The sequence below is a fragment of the Micromonospora sp. NPDC023633 genome, from assembly GCF_040640035.1.
In the GTDB taxonomy this organism is placed as follows: domain Bacteria; phylum Actinomycetota; class Actinomycetes; order Mycobacteriales; family Micromonosporaceae; genus Micromonospora.
The window spans coordinates 59,938-74,215 of sequence record NZ_JBFABB010000008.1 but is presented as its reverse complement, the minus strand read 5'-3'; the positions used below and the strand labels follow the sequence as shown (position 1 = coordinate 74,215).

Sequence of the window (14,278 nt, the reverse complement as noted above, 5' to 3'; positions counted from 1 at the left end):
CATCAGATGAGTGAGGCGAGTGTCGCCGTCCACGCCGACGCCGACCTGCTGGCCCAGGCGGTGGCCGCCCGGTTGGTGGTCAAGCTGCTCGACGCACAGGCCGAACGGGGCCAGGCGTCGGTGGTGCTGACCGGCGGGCGGATCGCCGCCGCGGTGCACCGGGCGGTGGCGGCGCTGCCGGCCCGCGACGCCGTGGACTGGTCCCGGGTGGACGTGTGGTGGGGCGACGAGCGGTTCCTGCCCGCCGGCGACCCCGAGCGCAACGAGACCCAGGCCCGCGCCACGCTGCTGGACGCGGTGCCACTGGACCCGGCCCGGGTCCACCCGATGCCGGCGTCCGACGGCCCGGCCGGGCCCGACCCGGAGGAGGCGGCGGCACGGTACGCCGAGGAACTGGCCCGCGCGGCGCGTCCGGGGCACGCCGCGCTCCCCCACTTCGACGTGCTGATGCTGGGCGTCGGCGAGGACGGGCACGTCGCCTCGGTCTTCCCCGAGCACCCGGTGCACCACGACAGCCGGCCGGTCAGCGCGGTGCGGGGCAGCCCGAAACCCCCGCCGGTGCGGACCACGCTGACCCTCCCGGCCATCAACACGGCCGAGGAGGTCTGGCTGGTGGCCAGCGGGGCCGACAAGGCACAGGCGGTCGGCATGGCGCTGGCCGGGGCCGGGCCGGTGCAACTGCCGGCGGCCGGCGTGCAGGGCACGGGCCGGACCCTCTGGCTGCTGGACCGGGCGGCGGCGGCCGACGTGCCGGCCCGCCTGCGCAGCCTGCGCTGACAGGTAAGTGAGGGCCCCCTGCCGACGCGCCTGGCGTCGACGGGGGCCCTCACCCGTCGTGGACGGGACGCCGCCTAGCTGACGGGACGGCCACGGCGGCGGCGCAGGTCGGCGAGGGCCTCGGCCAGGATGGCCGCCCCCTCCTCCGCGGTGCGCCGCTCCTTCACGTACGCCAGGTGGGTCTTGTAGGGCTCGGGCCGGGTGCGGCCTGGCGGGTTCTGCGCATCCTGGCCGGCGGGGAGGCCGCACCGCGGGCAGTCCCACACCTCCGGCGCCTCGACCTCGGCGGCGAGCCGGATCTGGATGTGGTGGTCGTTACGGCACCAGTAGGCCACCGTCCGGCACGGGGCCGGCTGGTGGCGCTCGGCGCGGTGGCCGGGCGCGGATCCGACCCGGGTGCCCCGGATGACGTTGCCAATGGGCACGGCTGCTCGCTCCTGTCGTCGGAGGGGAACCGCCGCGGAGAGGGCGGCGGGCGACGCGGTGCAGCGGGTGAAACGAACTGCGCGCGGCCCGTCGGTGACGGACCGCGCGCAGATTGTACTCGGCGGGCTCAAACGGTGCCGCTGGCCATCTGGAGGCGGAGCCAGAGCCCCAGCCCGACGATGCAGGCGAACCAGACGATGCCCACCAGGACGGTGTAGCGGTCCAGGTTCTTCTCCGCCACCGAGGAACCGGCGAGGCTGGAGCTGACGCCACCGCCGAACATGCTCGACAACCCGCCGCCCTTACCGCGGTGCAGCAGGATCAGCATCGTCAGCAGGATGCTCGTGATGACCAGCAACACGATCAACGTGTATGCGAACCAGATCGGCATGGCTGGGGTCAGTCCTCTCGTTACGATCCTCGCCCGGGCAGATCGGGCACGGTGGCACCGACCGACGGACGGGCGGAGTCAAGGATAGCGAGCGATCAGCGGGAGATGTGCTCCGGGAACCGGCAGATCTTCGCGAACTCCTCGGCGTCCAGGCTCGCGCCGCCCACGAGCGCCCCGTCGACGTCCGGCTGGGCCATGATCGCCGCGACGTTCGAGGACTTGACCGAGCCGCCGTAGAGGACCCGGACCTTGTCGGCGGTGTCCTGGCCGAAGGACTCGGCCAGGCGCTGACGGACCGCGCCGCAGACCTCCTGGGCGTCCTCCGGGGTGGCCGTCTTGCCCGTGCCGATCGCCCAGACCGGCTCGTACGCCACCACGACCTTCTCCACCTGCTCGGCGGTGAGCCCCTTCAGGGCGCCGTCGAGCTGGTCGCTGCAGTGCGCCACGTGGGTGCCCTTGTCCCGGACGTCGAGCCCCTCCCCCACGCAGAGGATCGGGGTGAGCCCGTGGGTCAGCGCGGCCTGCACCTTGGCGTTGACGATCGCGTCGTCCTCGTGGTGGTAGGCGCGCCGCTCCGAGTGCCCGATCACCACGTAGGTGCAGCCCAGCTTCGCCAGCATCGGGCCGGAGATGTCCCCGGTGTAGGCCCCCGACGCGTGCGGCGAGAGGTCCTGCGCGCCGTAGCCGATGAGCAGCTTGTCGCCGTCGACGGCGGTCTGCACCGTACGCAGGTCGGTGAACGGCGGCAGGACCACCGTCTCAACGTCGATGAGCTGCTTCTCGGTGAGGCTGGCCGCCAGCTTCTGCACCAGCAGGTTGGCCTCGAGGTGGTTGCAGTTCATCTTCCAGTTGCCGGCCATCAGGGGCCGGCGGGTGACGCTCGCCATCAGTTCTCCAGGGCCGCGATGCCGGGGAGGGTCTTGCCCTCCAGGTATTCCAGGGAGGCGCCACCGCCGGTGGAGATGTGCCCGAAGGACGACTCGTCCAGCCCGAGCGCCCGTACGGCGGCGGCGGAGTCACCGCCACCGACGACGGTGAACGCGTCGGTCTTCGCGATCGTCTCGGCGATCCCGCGGGTGCCGTGGGCGAACGCCGGCATCTCGAACACGCCCATCGGGCCGTTCCAGAAGATCGTCCGCGCGCCCTTGAGGGCGGCGGCGAACCCGGCGACCGTCTCCGGCCCGATGTCGAGCCCGACCCGCTTGCTGGGGATGCCGTCGGCCGGCACGGTGTCGTGCGCGGCGTCCGGGGCGAACGCGTCTGCGGCCACCACGTCGACCGGGAGCATGATCTTGCCCTCGGAGCGCTCCAGCAGGTTGCGGCAGGTCTCGACCATCTCCTCCTCCAGCAGCGAGGAGCCCACCTCGTGGCCCTGCGCCTTGAGGAAGGTGAAGCACATGCCGCCGCCGATAAGCAGCCGGTCGACCGTCGGCAGCAGCGCCTCGATCACCGCCAGCTTGTCGGAGACCTTCGAGCCGCCGAGCACCACGACGTACGGGCGCTCCGGCTCACCGGTCAGCCGGGACAGGACCTCCACCTCGCGCAGCACCAGCCGGCCGGCGACGTGCGGCAGCCGGGCCGGCACGTCGTGGACGCTGGCGTGCTTGCGGTGCACCGCGCCGAACGCGTCGTCGACGTAGGCGTCGCCGAACGCGGCGAGCTGGTCGGCGAAGGCGCCCCGCTCGGCGTCGTCCTTGCTGGTCTCGCCGGAGTTGAAGCGCAGGTTCTCCAACAGCGCGACCTCGCCGTCGGCGAGCGCGTCCACGGTGGAACGGGCCGACTCGCCGACGGTGTCGGTGGCGAAGTGCACGGGCGCGCCGAGCAGCTCGCCGAGGCGCCCGGCGACCGGGCGCAGGCTGAACTGCGGGTCCGGGGCGCCCTTCGGGCGACCCAGGTGCGAGCAGACGACCACCCTGGCGCCGGCTCCGGTGAGGGCGCTCAGCGTGGGCAGCACGGCGCGGATGCGGCCGTCGTCCGTGATGTCACCGGACTGCTTGTCGAGCGGGACGTTCAGGTCGGCGCGCACCAGCACGCGCCGACCCGACACCCCCTCGGCGAGCAGGTCGTCGAGGGTACGGATGCTCACAGCGACTGACCGACCAGCTTGACCAGGTCGACCAGGCGGTTCGAGTAGCCCCACTCGTTGTCGTACCAGCCGACGACCTTGACCTGGTTGCCGACGACCTTGGTCAGCGGCGCGTCGAAGATGCACGACGCCGGGTCGGTGACGATGTCCGAGGAGACGATCGGGTCCTCGTTGTAGACCAGGATGCCCTTGAGCGGGCCCTCGGCGGCGGCCTTCAGCGCGGCGTTGACCTCGTCCACCGTGGTCTCACGGTTGACGTTGACGGTGAGGTCGGTGGTCGAGCCGGTCGGGATCGGCACCCGCAGGGCGTAGCCGTCCAGCTTGCCCTTCAGCTCCGGCAGCACCAGGCCGATCGCCTTCGCCGCGCCGGTCGAGGTCGGCACGATGTTCAGCGCGGCGGCGCGGGCCCGACGCAGGTCGGAGTGCGGCGCGTCCTGCAGGTTCTGGTCCTGCGTGTACGCGTGGATCGTCGTCATCAGGCCGTGCTGGATGCCGAACGTGTCGTGCAGGACCTTCGCCATCGGCGCGAGGCAGTTGGTGGTGCAGGAGGCGTTCGAGATGATGGTGTGCTTGGCCGGGTCGTACTGGTCGTGGTTCACGCCCATGACGACCGTGACGTCCTCGTTCTTCGCCGGGGCGGAGATGATGACCTTCTTGGCCCCGCCGTCGACGTGCGCCTTCGCCTTGGTGGCGTCGGTGAAGAAGCCGGTGGACTCGATGACCACGTCCGCGCCGACCTCGCCCCACGGCAGCTTCGCCGGGTCCTTCTCGGCGTACGCCTTGATGGTCTTGCCGCCCACGGTGATCTCGTCGGCGGTGGCCTTCACCTCGTGCGGGAGGCGACCCAGGATGCTGTCGTACTTGAGCAGGTGGGCGAGCGTCGCGTTGTCGGTCAGGTCGTTGACCGCCACGACCTCGATGTCAGCGCCGGACGCCAGCACTGCCCGGAAGAAGTTGCGGCCGATCCGGCCGAAGCCGTTGATGCCAACCCGGATGGTCACAGGTCCCATCTCCTTGCGTTCTGGTCCGCCGGCATAAGACCCGGGCCGGCGGAGGTGTGTGCGCCGACCGTTGGAGCCGGCCGTTGACGGTTCATCTCGGCCACCCCGCCGCGGTCTCGAAGGACCTGACCGCCCGAGGCGGTGTGCACGGCGAGGAGTGCCTGTGCCGGCCCCCTTGCCGCACGCAGCGACCTTATCCGAGCGTGCGGCGCAGTGCAGCGCCGGGTGGTGATCCACCGGCACCGCCGACCCGCACCGTCCTATCAGACCACGAGCATGTCGGGCGTGACGGCCGCTTCCGTATCCGGGATGCCCAGGTCCCGGGCCCGCTTGTCGGCCAGCGCCAGCAACCGGCGGATCCGGCCGGCGATCGCGTCCTTGGTCAACGGCGGATCCGCCAGCGCGCCCAGCTCCTCCAGCGAGGCCTGCCGGTGCTCCAGGCGCAGCCGACCGGCCGAGGTGAGGTGGTTGGGCGCGTCGTCGGCGAGGATCTCCAGCGCCCGGGTCACCCGGGCCGCGGCGGCGACCGCGGCGCGCGCCGAGCGGCGCAGGTTGGCGTCGTCGAAGTTCGCCAGCCGGTTCGCCGTGGCCCGCACCTCGCGGCGCACCCGGCGCTCCTCCCAGGCCAGCACGCTGGAGTGGGCGCCGATGCGGGTGAGCAGCGCGGCGATCGCGTCGCCGTCCTTGACGACCACCCGGTCCACGCCGCGCACCTCGCGGTTCTTGGCGGTGATGCCGATGCGGCGGGCCGCACCCACCAGGGCCAGCGCGGACTCCGGGCCGGGGCAGGTGATCTCCAGCGCGCTGGAGCGGCCCGGCTCGGTCAGCGAGCCGTGCGCCATGAACGCGCCGCGCCAGGCCGACACCGCGCAACAGACGTTCGCGGCGACGACGTGCGGCGGCAGGCCCCGCACGGGGCGTCCCCGGACGTCGAGCAGCCCGGTCTGCCGCGCCAGTGCCTCGCCGTCCTTGACCACCCGGACGATGAAGTGGCTGCCCTTGCGCAGGCCACCGGACGCGAGCACGTGGATCTCGCTCGGATAGCCGTAGACCTCGGCGATCTCCCGCCGCAGCCGTCGGGCCACCGCCCCGGTGTCGAGTTCGGCCTCCACCACGACCCGACCGGAGACGATGTGCAGCCCGCCGGCGAAGCGCAGCAGCGCCGCCATCTCCGCCCGCCGGCAGCAGGGCTTGGGCACGTCGACCCGACTCAGCTCGTCCTTGACCGCAGCCGTCATCGCCATTGTGCGTCCCCTCACGGACCTGTTCCGGCGTGTCGCCGGAGATTACGTACGTGTCTAACGATCGGCGCCCAGGACAGGCACCAGTGCGGCGCCCAGGGCGGCCGGATCATGACGGGGAGTGCCGTCGGTGACCGCGACGGGAGCGAGGACCAGGCGGGCACCCAGCGATTCTGCCGCACGTTCGACCGGTTCGGGGTCACCCGCCGCCTTGGAATCGGCGACCACATGGTCGATCCTCAGCTCCGGCAGGTACCAGCGCAGCGCGGCCAGATGGTCGGCCTGGGAGAGCCCGGAGGTCTCCTTCTCGGCGGCGAGGTTCAGTGTGACGAGCCGCCGCGCCGGGCTGGCGACGATCGCGGCGGCGAGCTGCGGCACCAGCAGGTGCGGCAGCACGCTGGTGTACCAACTGCCCGGCCCGAAGATCAGCCAGTCGGCCGCGCCGATCGCGGCGACCGCCTGCGGACAGGCCTCCGGCGCGGCCGGGGTGAGCCGCAACGACTCCACCCGGCCGGTGGTCACCGCGACCTGGTGCTGGCCCGTGACCGTACGCACCTCGTCCGGTCGGCGCGGGTCGGCGCCGCGCACCCGCGCCTCGATCCCCACCGGCTCGCACGACATCGGCAGCACCCGGCCCACCGCGCCGAGCATCGCGCCGGCGTGCTCCAGGGCGGCCACCGGGTCGCCCAGCAGCTCCATCAGCCCGCAGAGCACCAGGTTGCCCACCGCGTGCCCGGCCAGCCCGTCGACCCGGCCGGCCGAGCCGGCACCCGCCCGCCCGCCGGCCGCTGCTCCGGCGACCCCGGCCGGCTCCGGGCCGGAGGCAGGCCCTTCGCCGCCGGAGACGGCAGAGCGGTGCTGCTCCGGTCCGCCGCCGGCGGGAGCCGCAGCGCCGACGCGCGGCGCCGGCACCTCGGCGAAGCGGTGCTGGAAGAGCCCGGCACTGCGCCGGGTGGCGGGGTGGTCCCCCGCCAGCGCGACCAGCGCCTGCCGCAGGTCGCCCGGGGGCAGACCGCCCCGCTCGGCCCGCAGCCGCCCGCTGGAGCCGCCGTCGTCGCCGACGGTGACCACCGCCGTGATGTCGAGGTCCAGCTCGGGGGCGCAGCGGCGCAGGGCGCGCAGCGAGGCGGACAGGCCGTGCCCGCCGCCGAAGGCGACCACCCGCGTCGCCGTCACTCGCGCCCCAGGTCGCGGTGCTGGGCGTTGGCGGCCAGGCCGGAGTGGCGCAGCCGGGCCGCCAGCTCCTCGGCGATGGCCACGCTGCGGTGCTTGCCGCCGGTGCAGCCGACCGCCACCGTCAGGTAGCGCTTGCCCTCCCGCTCGAAGCCGACGGTGGTGGCGTTGACCAGGTCGGCGTACGACCCGACGAAGGCGTCCGCGCCCTCCTGCCCCAGCACGTACGAGCTGACCGCCTCGTCGCGGCCGGTGTGCTCGCGCAGCTCCGGCACCCAGTACGGATTCGGCAGGAACCGGGCGTCGAGCACGAAGTCGGCGTCCGGCGGCAGGCCGTACTTGAAGCCGAAGGAGAGCACGGTGACGCGCAGCCGGCGGGCATCCTCGCCGCCGAAGAGCTCCTCGACGCGGCGGCGCAGCTGGTTGACGTTCAGGTGGCTGGTGTCGATGATCACGTCGGCCTGGTCGCGGGCCTCCTCCAGCAGGCCGCGCTCGACCGCGATGCCGTCGGCGAGCCGCCCGTCGCCCTGCAACGGGTGCGAGCGCCGGACGCTCTCGAACCGCCGGATCAGCACCTCGTCGTCGGCGTCGACGAAGACCACCCGGGGCGAGAAGCCACGTTCCTTCAGCTCCCGGATCGCCCCCGCCAGGTCGGTGGAGAAGGCGCGCGAGCGCACGTCCAGCACCATCGCCGTGCGCCGGGCCGCCCCGCCCGCCTTGAACGCCAGCTCGGCCATGTCGAGCATGAGCGCCTGGGGCAGGTTGTCCACCACGTAGAAACCGACGTTCTCCAGCGCCCGGGCCACCGTGCTGCGGCCACCGCCGGAGAGGCCGGTGACCACCACCAGGGTGGTGTCCGACTCCGTCGGTGTCGGGTCCTGGCCGACCCGCGCCTCGGGCGTCCGCGCCTCGCTCACTGCCTGCTCCCCACGGGTGGTGCGGTCGGGTGACCGCGGCTGGTCGATCTGCGACTCTATCGCTCCTGACACGGATCGACCGCCAGGGCCACGGTCCGTCGGCGGAGCGTGGCCACGCGTGCCGGTCGGGTGCCCGGGCGCCGCGGGGGTGCAGGATCGGCGACGCGCAGGCGTCCGAGGGCGGCGCCGCGTGCGCGCAGCGCCGGGGCCGGGCGTCGGCGGGTTCCGCTGGCGGCCGGGGACGGCCCGGCCGACGGGTGACGCCACCGGGCCGGGCGCGTCCCGCCCGGTGTCGGGGAGGGTTCGTAGAATTCCCGGATGGCTTCCCCCACCGACCTGCGCTCCTCCGACGCCCTGGAGGTGCTGCGCCGGGTGTTCGGCTACGACACCTTCCGCGGCTTCCAGCAGGAGGTGATCGACCACGTGGTGGCCGGCGGCGACGCGCTGGTCCTGATGCCCACCGGCGGTGGCAAGTCGCTGTGCTACCAGATCCCGGCCCTGGTCCGCGACGGCGTGGCGGTGGTGGTCTCCCCGCTGATCGCGCTGATGCAGGACCAGGTCGACGCGCTGACGGCGGTCGGCGTCCGGGCGGGCTTCCTCAACTCGACCCAGGATCTCGACGCCCGCCGCGTGGTGGAGCGGGCGTTCGTCGGCGGCGAGCTGGATTTGCTCTACCTCGCCCCGGAGGCGCTGGGCACCCGCGGCGTGCAGCAGCTGCTCGACCGGGGCCGGATCGCCCTGTTCGCCATCGACGAGGCGCACTGCGTGTCGCAGTGGGGCCACGACTTCCGCCCCGACTACCTCGCCCTGTCGATGCTGCACGAGCGCTGGCCCGACGTGCCCCGCATCGCGCTCACCGCCACCGCGACCAGCGCGACCCGCGACGAGATCGCCACCCGGCTCAAGCTCACCGACGCCCGGCACTTCGTGGCCAGCTTCGACCGGCCCAACATCCAGTACCGGATCGTGCCCAAGCGCGAGCCGCGCAAGCAGCTGCTGAGCCTGCTGCGCGACGAGCATCCCGGCGACGCCGGCATCGTCTACTGCCTGTCGCGCGCCTCGGTGGAGAAGACGGCCGAGTTCCTCACCGCCAACGGCGTCGCCGCGCTGCCCTACCACGCCGGCCTCGACGCGGCGACCCGCGCCCGCAACCAGCAGCGCTTCCTGCGCGAGGACGGCCTGGTGATGGTGGCGACCATCGCCTTCGGCATGGGCATCGACAAGCCCGACGTCCGCTTCGTCGCCCACCTCGACCTGCCCAAGTCGGTCGAGGGCTACTACCAGGAGACCGGCCGCGCCGGGCGCGACGGGCTGCCGTCGACCGCCTGGCTGGCGTACGGGCTCCAGGACGTGGTGCAGCAGCGCAAGATGATCGAGACCTCCGACGGCGACCTCGCCCACCGGCGCAACCTCGCCGCCCACCTCGACGCGATGCTCGCCCTCTGCGAGACGGTCCGCTGCCGGCGCGGCCAGTTGCTCGACTACTTCGGCGAGAAGGCCACCGCCGCGTGCGGCAACTGCGACACCTGCCTCAGCCCGCCGGAGTCCTGGGACGGCACCGTCGCGGCGCAGAAGCTGCTCTCCACGGTCTTCCGGCTCGACCGTGAGCGCAACCAGCGCTTCGGCGCGGGGCACTGTGTCGACATCCTGCTCGGCCGCGCGACCGACAAGGTCACCCAGTACGGCCACGACTCGCTGACCGTCTTCGGCATCGGCGGCGAGCTGCGCGAGGCCGAGTGGCGCGGCGTGGTGCGGCAGTTGCTCGCCGAGGGGCTGCTGGCCGTCGAGGGCGACTACGGCACGCTGGCCCTCACCGAGGCCAGCGCGGAGGTGCTGGGCCGCCGCCGCACGGTGATGATGCGCCGCGAGCCGGAGAAGGTCACCTCGACCCGGTCGGCCAAGCCGCGCGGGGCGGCCACCGTCGTCGCCGAGCTGTCCCCGACCGCCGCCGGGGTCTTCGAGCGGCTGCGCGCCTGGCGGGGGGCCACCGCCAAGGAGCAGGGCGTCCCGGCCTACGTGATCTTCCACGACGCCACGCTGCGGCAGATCGCCACCGACGCGCCCACGTCGCTGGCCGAGCTGTCGGCCGTCAGCGGCGTCGGTGAGAACAAGCTCGCGAAGTACGGCGAGCAGATCCTGGCCGTCCTGACCGAGTGACGGCCGGCCGGCCGCCCACGCGAGCCGGCGCGCCGCCGACGGCGGCGCGGTCAGTCCGCCGCCGGGGCCTTCGCCTCGCCGCCCAGCGCGGCGAGGATCGCCTCGGCGGTGCGTCGGCCCACACCGGGCACCTCCGTGATCTCCTCCACGGTGGCCGCGGAGAGCCGCTTGAGCGAGCCGAAGTGCCGCAGCAGCGCCTTGCGCCGCACCTCCCCCAGGCCGGGCACCCTGTCCAGCGCCGACTCGGTCATCCGCTTGGAGCGCCGCTGCCGGTGGAAGGTGATGGCGAAGCGGTGCGCCTCGTCGCGTACCCGTTGCAGCAGGTAGAGCCCCTCCGAGGTGCGCGGCAGGATGACCGGGAACTCGTCGTCGGGCAGCCAGACCTCCTCCAGCCGCTTGGCCAGGCCGCACAGCGCCACGTCGTCGACGCCCAGCTCCGCCAAAGCCTGGGCCGCCGCCGCGACCTGCGGCGCACCCCCGTCGACCACCACCAGCTGCGGCGGGTACGCGAACTTGCGCGGGCGCCCGGTGGTCGGGTCGATCAGGGCGCCGACCCGGGGCTCGTCGGGCTCGGCCTGCCCGCCCGGGGCGGCGGGGTCGTCGGCCGGCTCGACGCCCGCCTCGCCGGTCTCGGCGCGGGCGTCGAGGTAGCGGGCGAAGCGGCGACGCAGCACCTCGGACATCGCGGAGAGGTCGTCGGTGGCGCCACGGATGATGAAGCGCCGGTATTCGCTCTTGCGGGGCAGCCCGTCCTCGAAGACGACCATGCTCGCCACCACGTCGGTGCCCTGCATCTGGGAGATGTCGAAACACTCGATGCGCAGCGGCGAGGTGCGCATGTCGAGCGCCTCGCTGATCTCGTCGAGCGCCTTGCTCCGGGTGGTCAGGTCGCCGGCCCGGCGCAGCCGGTGCCGGGCGAGGGCGTCCTTGGCGTTGCGCTCGACCGTCTCCAGCAGGGAGCGCTTGTCGCCGCGCTGCGGCACCCGCAGGCTCACCCGGCTGCCCCGGTGACCGGAGAGCCAGTCGGCCAGCGCGTCGGCGTCGGCGGGCAGTGCCGGCACGAGCAGCTCGCGGGGCACGTCGGCCTCGCCCTGCTCGCCGCCGTAGACCTGGGTGCAGAAGTGGTGCACCAGGTCGCCCGTGCTCAACTCCTCGGTCTTCTCCACCACCCAGCCGCGCTGGCCACGGACCCGGCCGTCGCGGACGTGGAAGACCTGGACGGCCGCTTCGAGGGGGTCGTCGGCGAACGCGACCACGTCGGCGTCGGTGCCGTCGCCGAGCACGACGGTCTGCTTCTCCATCGCCCGACGCAGCGCGGCCACGTCGTCGCGCAGCCGCGCCGCCCGCTCGAACTCCAACTGCTCGCTGGCCTCGGTCATCTCCCGTTCCAGCCGGCGCACCATCGTGTCGGTGCGGCCGCCCATGAAGTCGCAGAAACCGTCGACGATCTCCCGGTGCCGCTCGGGGGTGACGCTGCCGACGCAGGGGGCCGAACACTTGCCGATGTAGCCCAGCAGGCAGGGGCGGCCGACCTGGCCGGCCCGCTTGAAGACCCCGGCCGAGCAGGTGCGCGCCGGGAAGACCCGCAGCAGCAGGTCGAGCGTCTCGCGGATCGCCCAGGCGTGCGAGTAGGGCCCGAAGTAGCGCACCCCCTTGCGCTTGGCGCCCCGCATCACCTGCAACCGGGGGAACTCCTCGTCGAGGGTGACGGCGAGGTAGGGGTAGGACTTGTCGTCGCGGTAGCGGACGTTGAAACGCGGGTCGTACTGCTTGATCCAGGTGTATTCGAGCTGGAGCGCCTCGACCTCGGTGCCGACGGTGACCCAGTCGACCGACTCGGCGGTGGTGACCATCTGCTGGGTGCGCTGGTGCAGGCCCCACAGGTCGGCGAAGTAGGAGTTGAGCCGGCTGCGCAGGTTCTTCGCCTTGCCGACGTAGATCACCCGGCCGGTGCCGTCGCGGAACCGGTAGACCCCCGGTGACTCCGGGATGGTGCCGGGGGCGGGACGGTAGGTCGAGGGGTCAGCCACGGCAGCAAGCCTAGTCCGCGCCCCCGACAGCCCCCGGAACGCCGCGTCCCCGCCCCGAGCGCACGCGGCCCCGGCCGCCCGGGTTATTCCGGTGCCGCCGGAAACGCTCCCGGCTAGCATCCGCCCCTGGCGGGCCGGGCGACGGGGAGGGAAGCACGGGACATGGGCGCACACCCCGCGGGACGCAGCCGAGGGGGCGCCGCCCTCGTGGCGGCGCTCACCGTCGACTCGGTTGGCAACGGGCTGTTCCTGCCCCTGTCGCTGGTCTACTTCCTGCGGCTGACCGACGTGCCCCTGGCGCTGCTCGGGGTGCTGCTCAGCGCGGCGACGGTGCTCACCCTGCCGGTGCCGCTGTGGGCGGGGTCGCTGGCGGACCGGCTGGGGGCGCTGCCGGTGGTCGTCGCCTCCCAAATGCTCCAGGCGGCCGGCTATCTGGCGTACGCCTGGGTGCGGGGGCCGGTCGGCGTCTTCGTGGCGGCGGCGCTGGTCGCCGTCGGCGTGCGGTTCTTCTGGTCCACCGTCTTCACGGCGGTCGCCGACTACGCCGACGGCAGCCCGGGCGGCTGGACCCGGGACACCTGGTACGCGATCAGCAACGGCGCCCGTACCGCCGGGCTGGCGGTGGGGGGCCTGACCACCGGGGTGGTGGTGGCCGACGGGCGGGCGGGCACCTACCGCGCGGTGGCGTACGCGGCGGCGGCCTGCTTCGCCCTCGCCGCGGTGCTCATCGCCGCGGGCGTGCGGATCCCGCCGCCCGCCGTCCGCCCGGCGGGCTCCGGCCGGGGCGGGTACGCGACGCTGCTCCGGGACCGCCCGTTCCTCGCCCTCATCGGCCTGAACACCGTCTTCGCGCTGAGCAGCATGATGCTCGGCCTGGCCCTGCCCACGGTGATGCTCACGGACCTGCGCGGCCCCGCCTGGCTGACCTCGGGCATCCTGGCCGGCAACGCGTTCCTCGTCGCCCTGCTCTCCGCGCCCGTCGGCGCCCGCCTGCCGCACCACCGCCGCACCCGCGTGATCGCCCTGGCGGCGGTCCTCTGGACGGCCTGGGGCCTCGCCATGGCCACCCTCGGCCCGGGGCGTCTCGGCGTGGTGGCCGCGCTGCTGATCGCGGCGACGCTGCTGTTCACCGTCGCGGAACTGGTGCACGCGCCGGCCTCCGCCGCGCTGGCCGCGGCCGCCGCACCGGTCGCCGCCCGGGGCCGCTACCTGGCGGCCTTCCAGTACTCCTTCGCCCTCGCCTCGATGCTCGCGCCGGCCTTCTTCGGCACCCTGTACGAGGTCGACACCGCCGCGCCCTGGCTGGCGCTGGCGCTGCTCAACGCCCTCGGCGTCGCCGGTGTCCTGCTGCTGGAACGGGGCCTGCCGCCGACCGCCCTGCGGGAGCCGCCGGCGGCGGACCAGCGGCCGAGGAGCGGCGCGGGCGCCACGGCGCGGTGAGTGCGGCCGGCGGCCGGCGCGGGCGCCACGGCGCAGTCGGCGGACCGCGTCCGGGTCGCCGGCCCCGCCGGACCGGTCAGGCCAGCGAGATCTGGTCGCCGGTGACCTTCACGTTCTTCGGCGGAAGCGGCTTGGTGGCCGGGCCGCCCTTAACCGAGCCGTCCTCGATCGAGAACTTGCTGAAGTGGCAGGTGCAGTTGATGGTGCCGCCGTCGACGTTCGTCACCGGGCAGCCCTGGTGGGTGCAGATGGAGTCGAACCCCTTGAACTCGCCCTCGCGGGGCTGGGTGATCACTACGCCCTGGGCGGGATAGACGGCGCCGCCGCCGACCGGGATGTCCGCCGTGCGGGCCAGCGACTGGGCGCCCTCGCGGTCGCCGCCGCCGGCGTCACCGGTGCTGGGCACCGCCGGGCCGCCGCTGGTCGGGGCCGCTCCGTCGCCGGAGTCGTCGCTGCCGCACGCGGCCAGGACCACCGCCGCGCCGACGGCGCCCGCGCCCGTGAGGAGTGCGCGTCGCGTCCGCGTCGCCGGCCCGGTCAGCCCCTGATCGTCACTCATGCCTCGCCCTTCTCTCGGCTGCCGCCGCCTGGTCATGATCCGCGGCCACACTCGGTTACACGGATCACTCTGCCCGACGG

At 73.7% G+C, this 14,278-nt stretch carries 13 protein-coding genes; 3 read left to right on the top strand and 10 right to left on the bottom strand.

The features are described from left to right. The first annotated feature begins 6 nt into the window (after nt 1-6). Nucleotides 7-777 carry a 6-phosphogluconolactonase gene (gene pgl, locus AB0G13_RS04340; RefSeq protein WP_357868719.1) on the top strand — a complete coding sequence of 257 codons (771 nt, stop codon included), beginning with the start codon at nt 7-9 and terminating at the stop codon, nt 775-777. 74 nt (nt 778-851) lie between these two features. Here pgl and AB0G13_RS04335 read toward each other — a convergent pair whose 3' ends face one another. The 8 genes from AB0G13_RS04335 to rapZ all read right to left on the bottom strand — a co-directional run bounded on the left by AB0G13_RS04335 (nt 852) and on the right by rapZ (nt 8,012). Further along, nucleotides 852-1,202 (bottom strand): RNA polymerase-binding protein RbpA, encoded by a 351-nt coding sequence (locus AB0G13_RS04335; RefSeq protein WP_357868716.1) that lies wholly within the window; start codon nt 1,200-1,202, stop codon nt 852-854. Nucleotides 1,203-1,330: 128 nt separating this feature from the next. Then, the gene (gene secG / locus AB0G13_RS04330; RefSeq protein WP_121400676.1) at nt 1,331-1,594 is read right to left on the bottom strand and encodes a preprotein translocase subunit SecG; all 264 of its coding nucleotides are present in this window, start codon (nt 1,592-1,594) and stop codon (nt 1,331-1,333) included. A gap of 95 nt (nt 1,595-1,689) precedes the next feature. Further along, a complete protein-coding gene (gene tpiA, locus AB0G13_RS04325) occupies nt 1,690-2,481 on the bottom strand; it encodes a triose-phosphate isomerase (protein WP_357868713.1) in 792 nt (263 codons plus the stop codon). Then, the gene (locus AB0G13_RS04320; protein ID WP_357868710.1) at nt 2,481-3,680 is read right to left on the bottom strand and encodes a phosphoglycerate kinase; all 1,200 of its coding nucleotides are present in this window, start codon (nt 3,678-3,680) and stop codon (nt 2,481-2,483) included. The genes tpiA and AB0G13_RS04320 overlap by 1 nt, the downstream gene beginning before the upstream one ends. Next, nucleotides 3,677-4,681, bottom strand: a complete 1,005-nt coding sequence (gap, locus tag AB0G13_RS04315) for a type I glyceraldehyde-3-phosphate dehydrogenase (protein ID WP_357868707.1) — start codon at nt 4,679-4,681, stop codon at nt 3,677-3,679. The genes AB0G13_RS04320 and gap overlap by 4 nt, the downstream gene beginning before the upstream one ends. Before the next feature lie 263 nt (nt 4,682-4,944). Further along, nucleotides 4,945-5,925, bottom strand: a complete 981-nt coding sequence (gene whiA / locus AB0G13_RS04310; protein ID WP_076467662.1) for a DNA-binding protein WhiA — start codon at nt 5,923-5,925, stop codon at nt 4,945-4,947. 54 nt (nt 5,926-5,979) lie between these two features. Further along, complete coding sequence (locus AB0G13_RS04305) at nt 5,980-7,098, bottom strand: 2-phospho-L-lactate transferase CofD family protein (RefSeq protein ID WP_357868703.1); 1,119 nt, start codon at nt 7,096-7,098, stop codon at nt 5,980-5,982. Beyond that, nucleotides 7,095-8,012 carry an RNase adapter RapZ gene (gene rapZ / locus AB0G13_RS04300; protein WP_357868700.1) on the bottom strand — a complete coding sequence of 306 codons (918 nt, stop codon included), beginning with the start codon at nt 8,010-8,012 and terminating at the stop codon, nt 7,095-7,097. The genes AB0G13_RS04305 and rapZ overlap by 4 nt, the downstream gene beginning before the upstream one ends. A 318-nt stretch (nt 8,013-8,330) precedes the next feature. Between rapZ and recQ the strand changes: the two genes are divergently transcribed. Continuing rightward, a complete protein-coding gene (recQ, locus tag AB0G13_RS04295) occupies nt 8,331-10,169 on the top strand; it encodes a DNA helicase RecQ (protein ID WP_357868697.1) in 1,839 nt (612 codons plus the stop codon). 50 nt (nt 10,170-10,219) lie between these two features. Here recQ and uvrC read toward each other — a convergent pair whose 3' ends face one another. Next, complete coding sequence (gene uvrC / locus AB0G13_RS04290; RefSeq protein ID WP_357868694.1) at nt 10,220-12,199, bottom strand: excinuclease ABC subunit UvrC; 1,980 nt, start codon at nt 12,197-12,199, stop codon at nt 10,220-10,222. 162 nt (nt 12,200-12,361) lie between these two features. Here uvrC and AB0G13_RS04285 point away from each other — a divergent pair, with 162 nt between their 5' ends. Beyond that, nucleotides 12,362-13,639, top strand: a complete 1,278-nt coding sequence (locus AB0G13_RS04285; protein ID WP_357868691.1) for an MFS transporter — start codon at nt 12,362-12,364, stop codon at nt 13,637-13,639. Between the two features lie 76 nt (nt 13,640-13,715). Here the strand turns inward: AB0G13_RS04285 and AB0G13_RS04280 are convergent, their stop codons facing one another. Beyond that, nucleotides 13,716-14,198 carry a Rieske (2Fe-2S) protein gene (locus tag AB0G13_RS04280; RefSeq protein ID WP_357868688.1) on the bottom strand — a complete coding sequence of 161 codons (483 nt, stop codon included), beginning with the start codon at nt 14,196-14,198 and terminating at the stop codon, nt 13,716-13,718. Nucleotides 14,199-14,278: the final 80 nt, after the last annotated feature.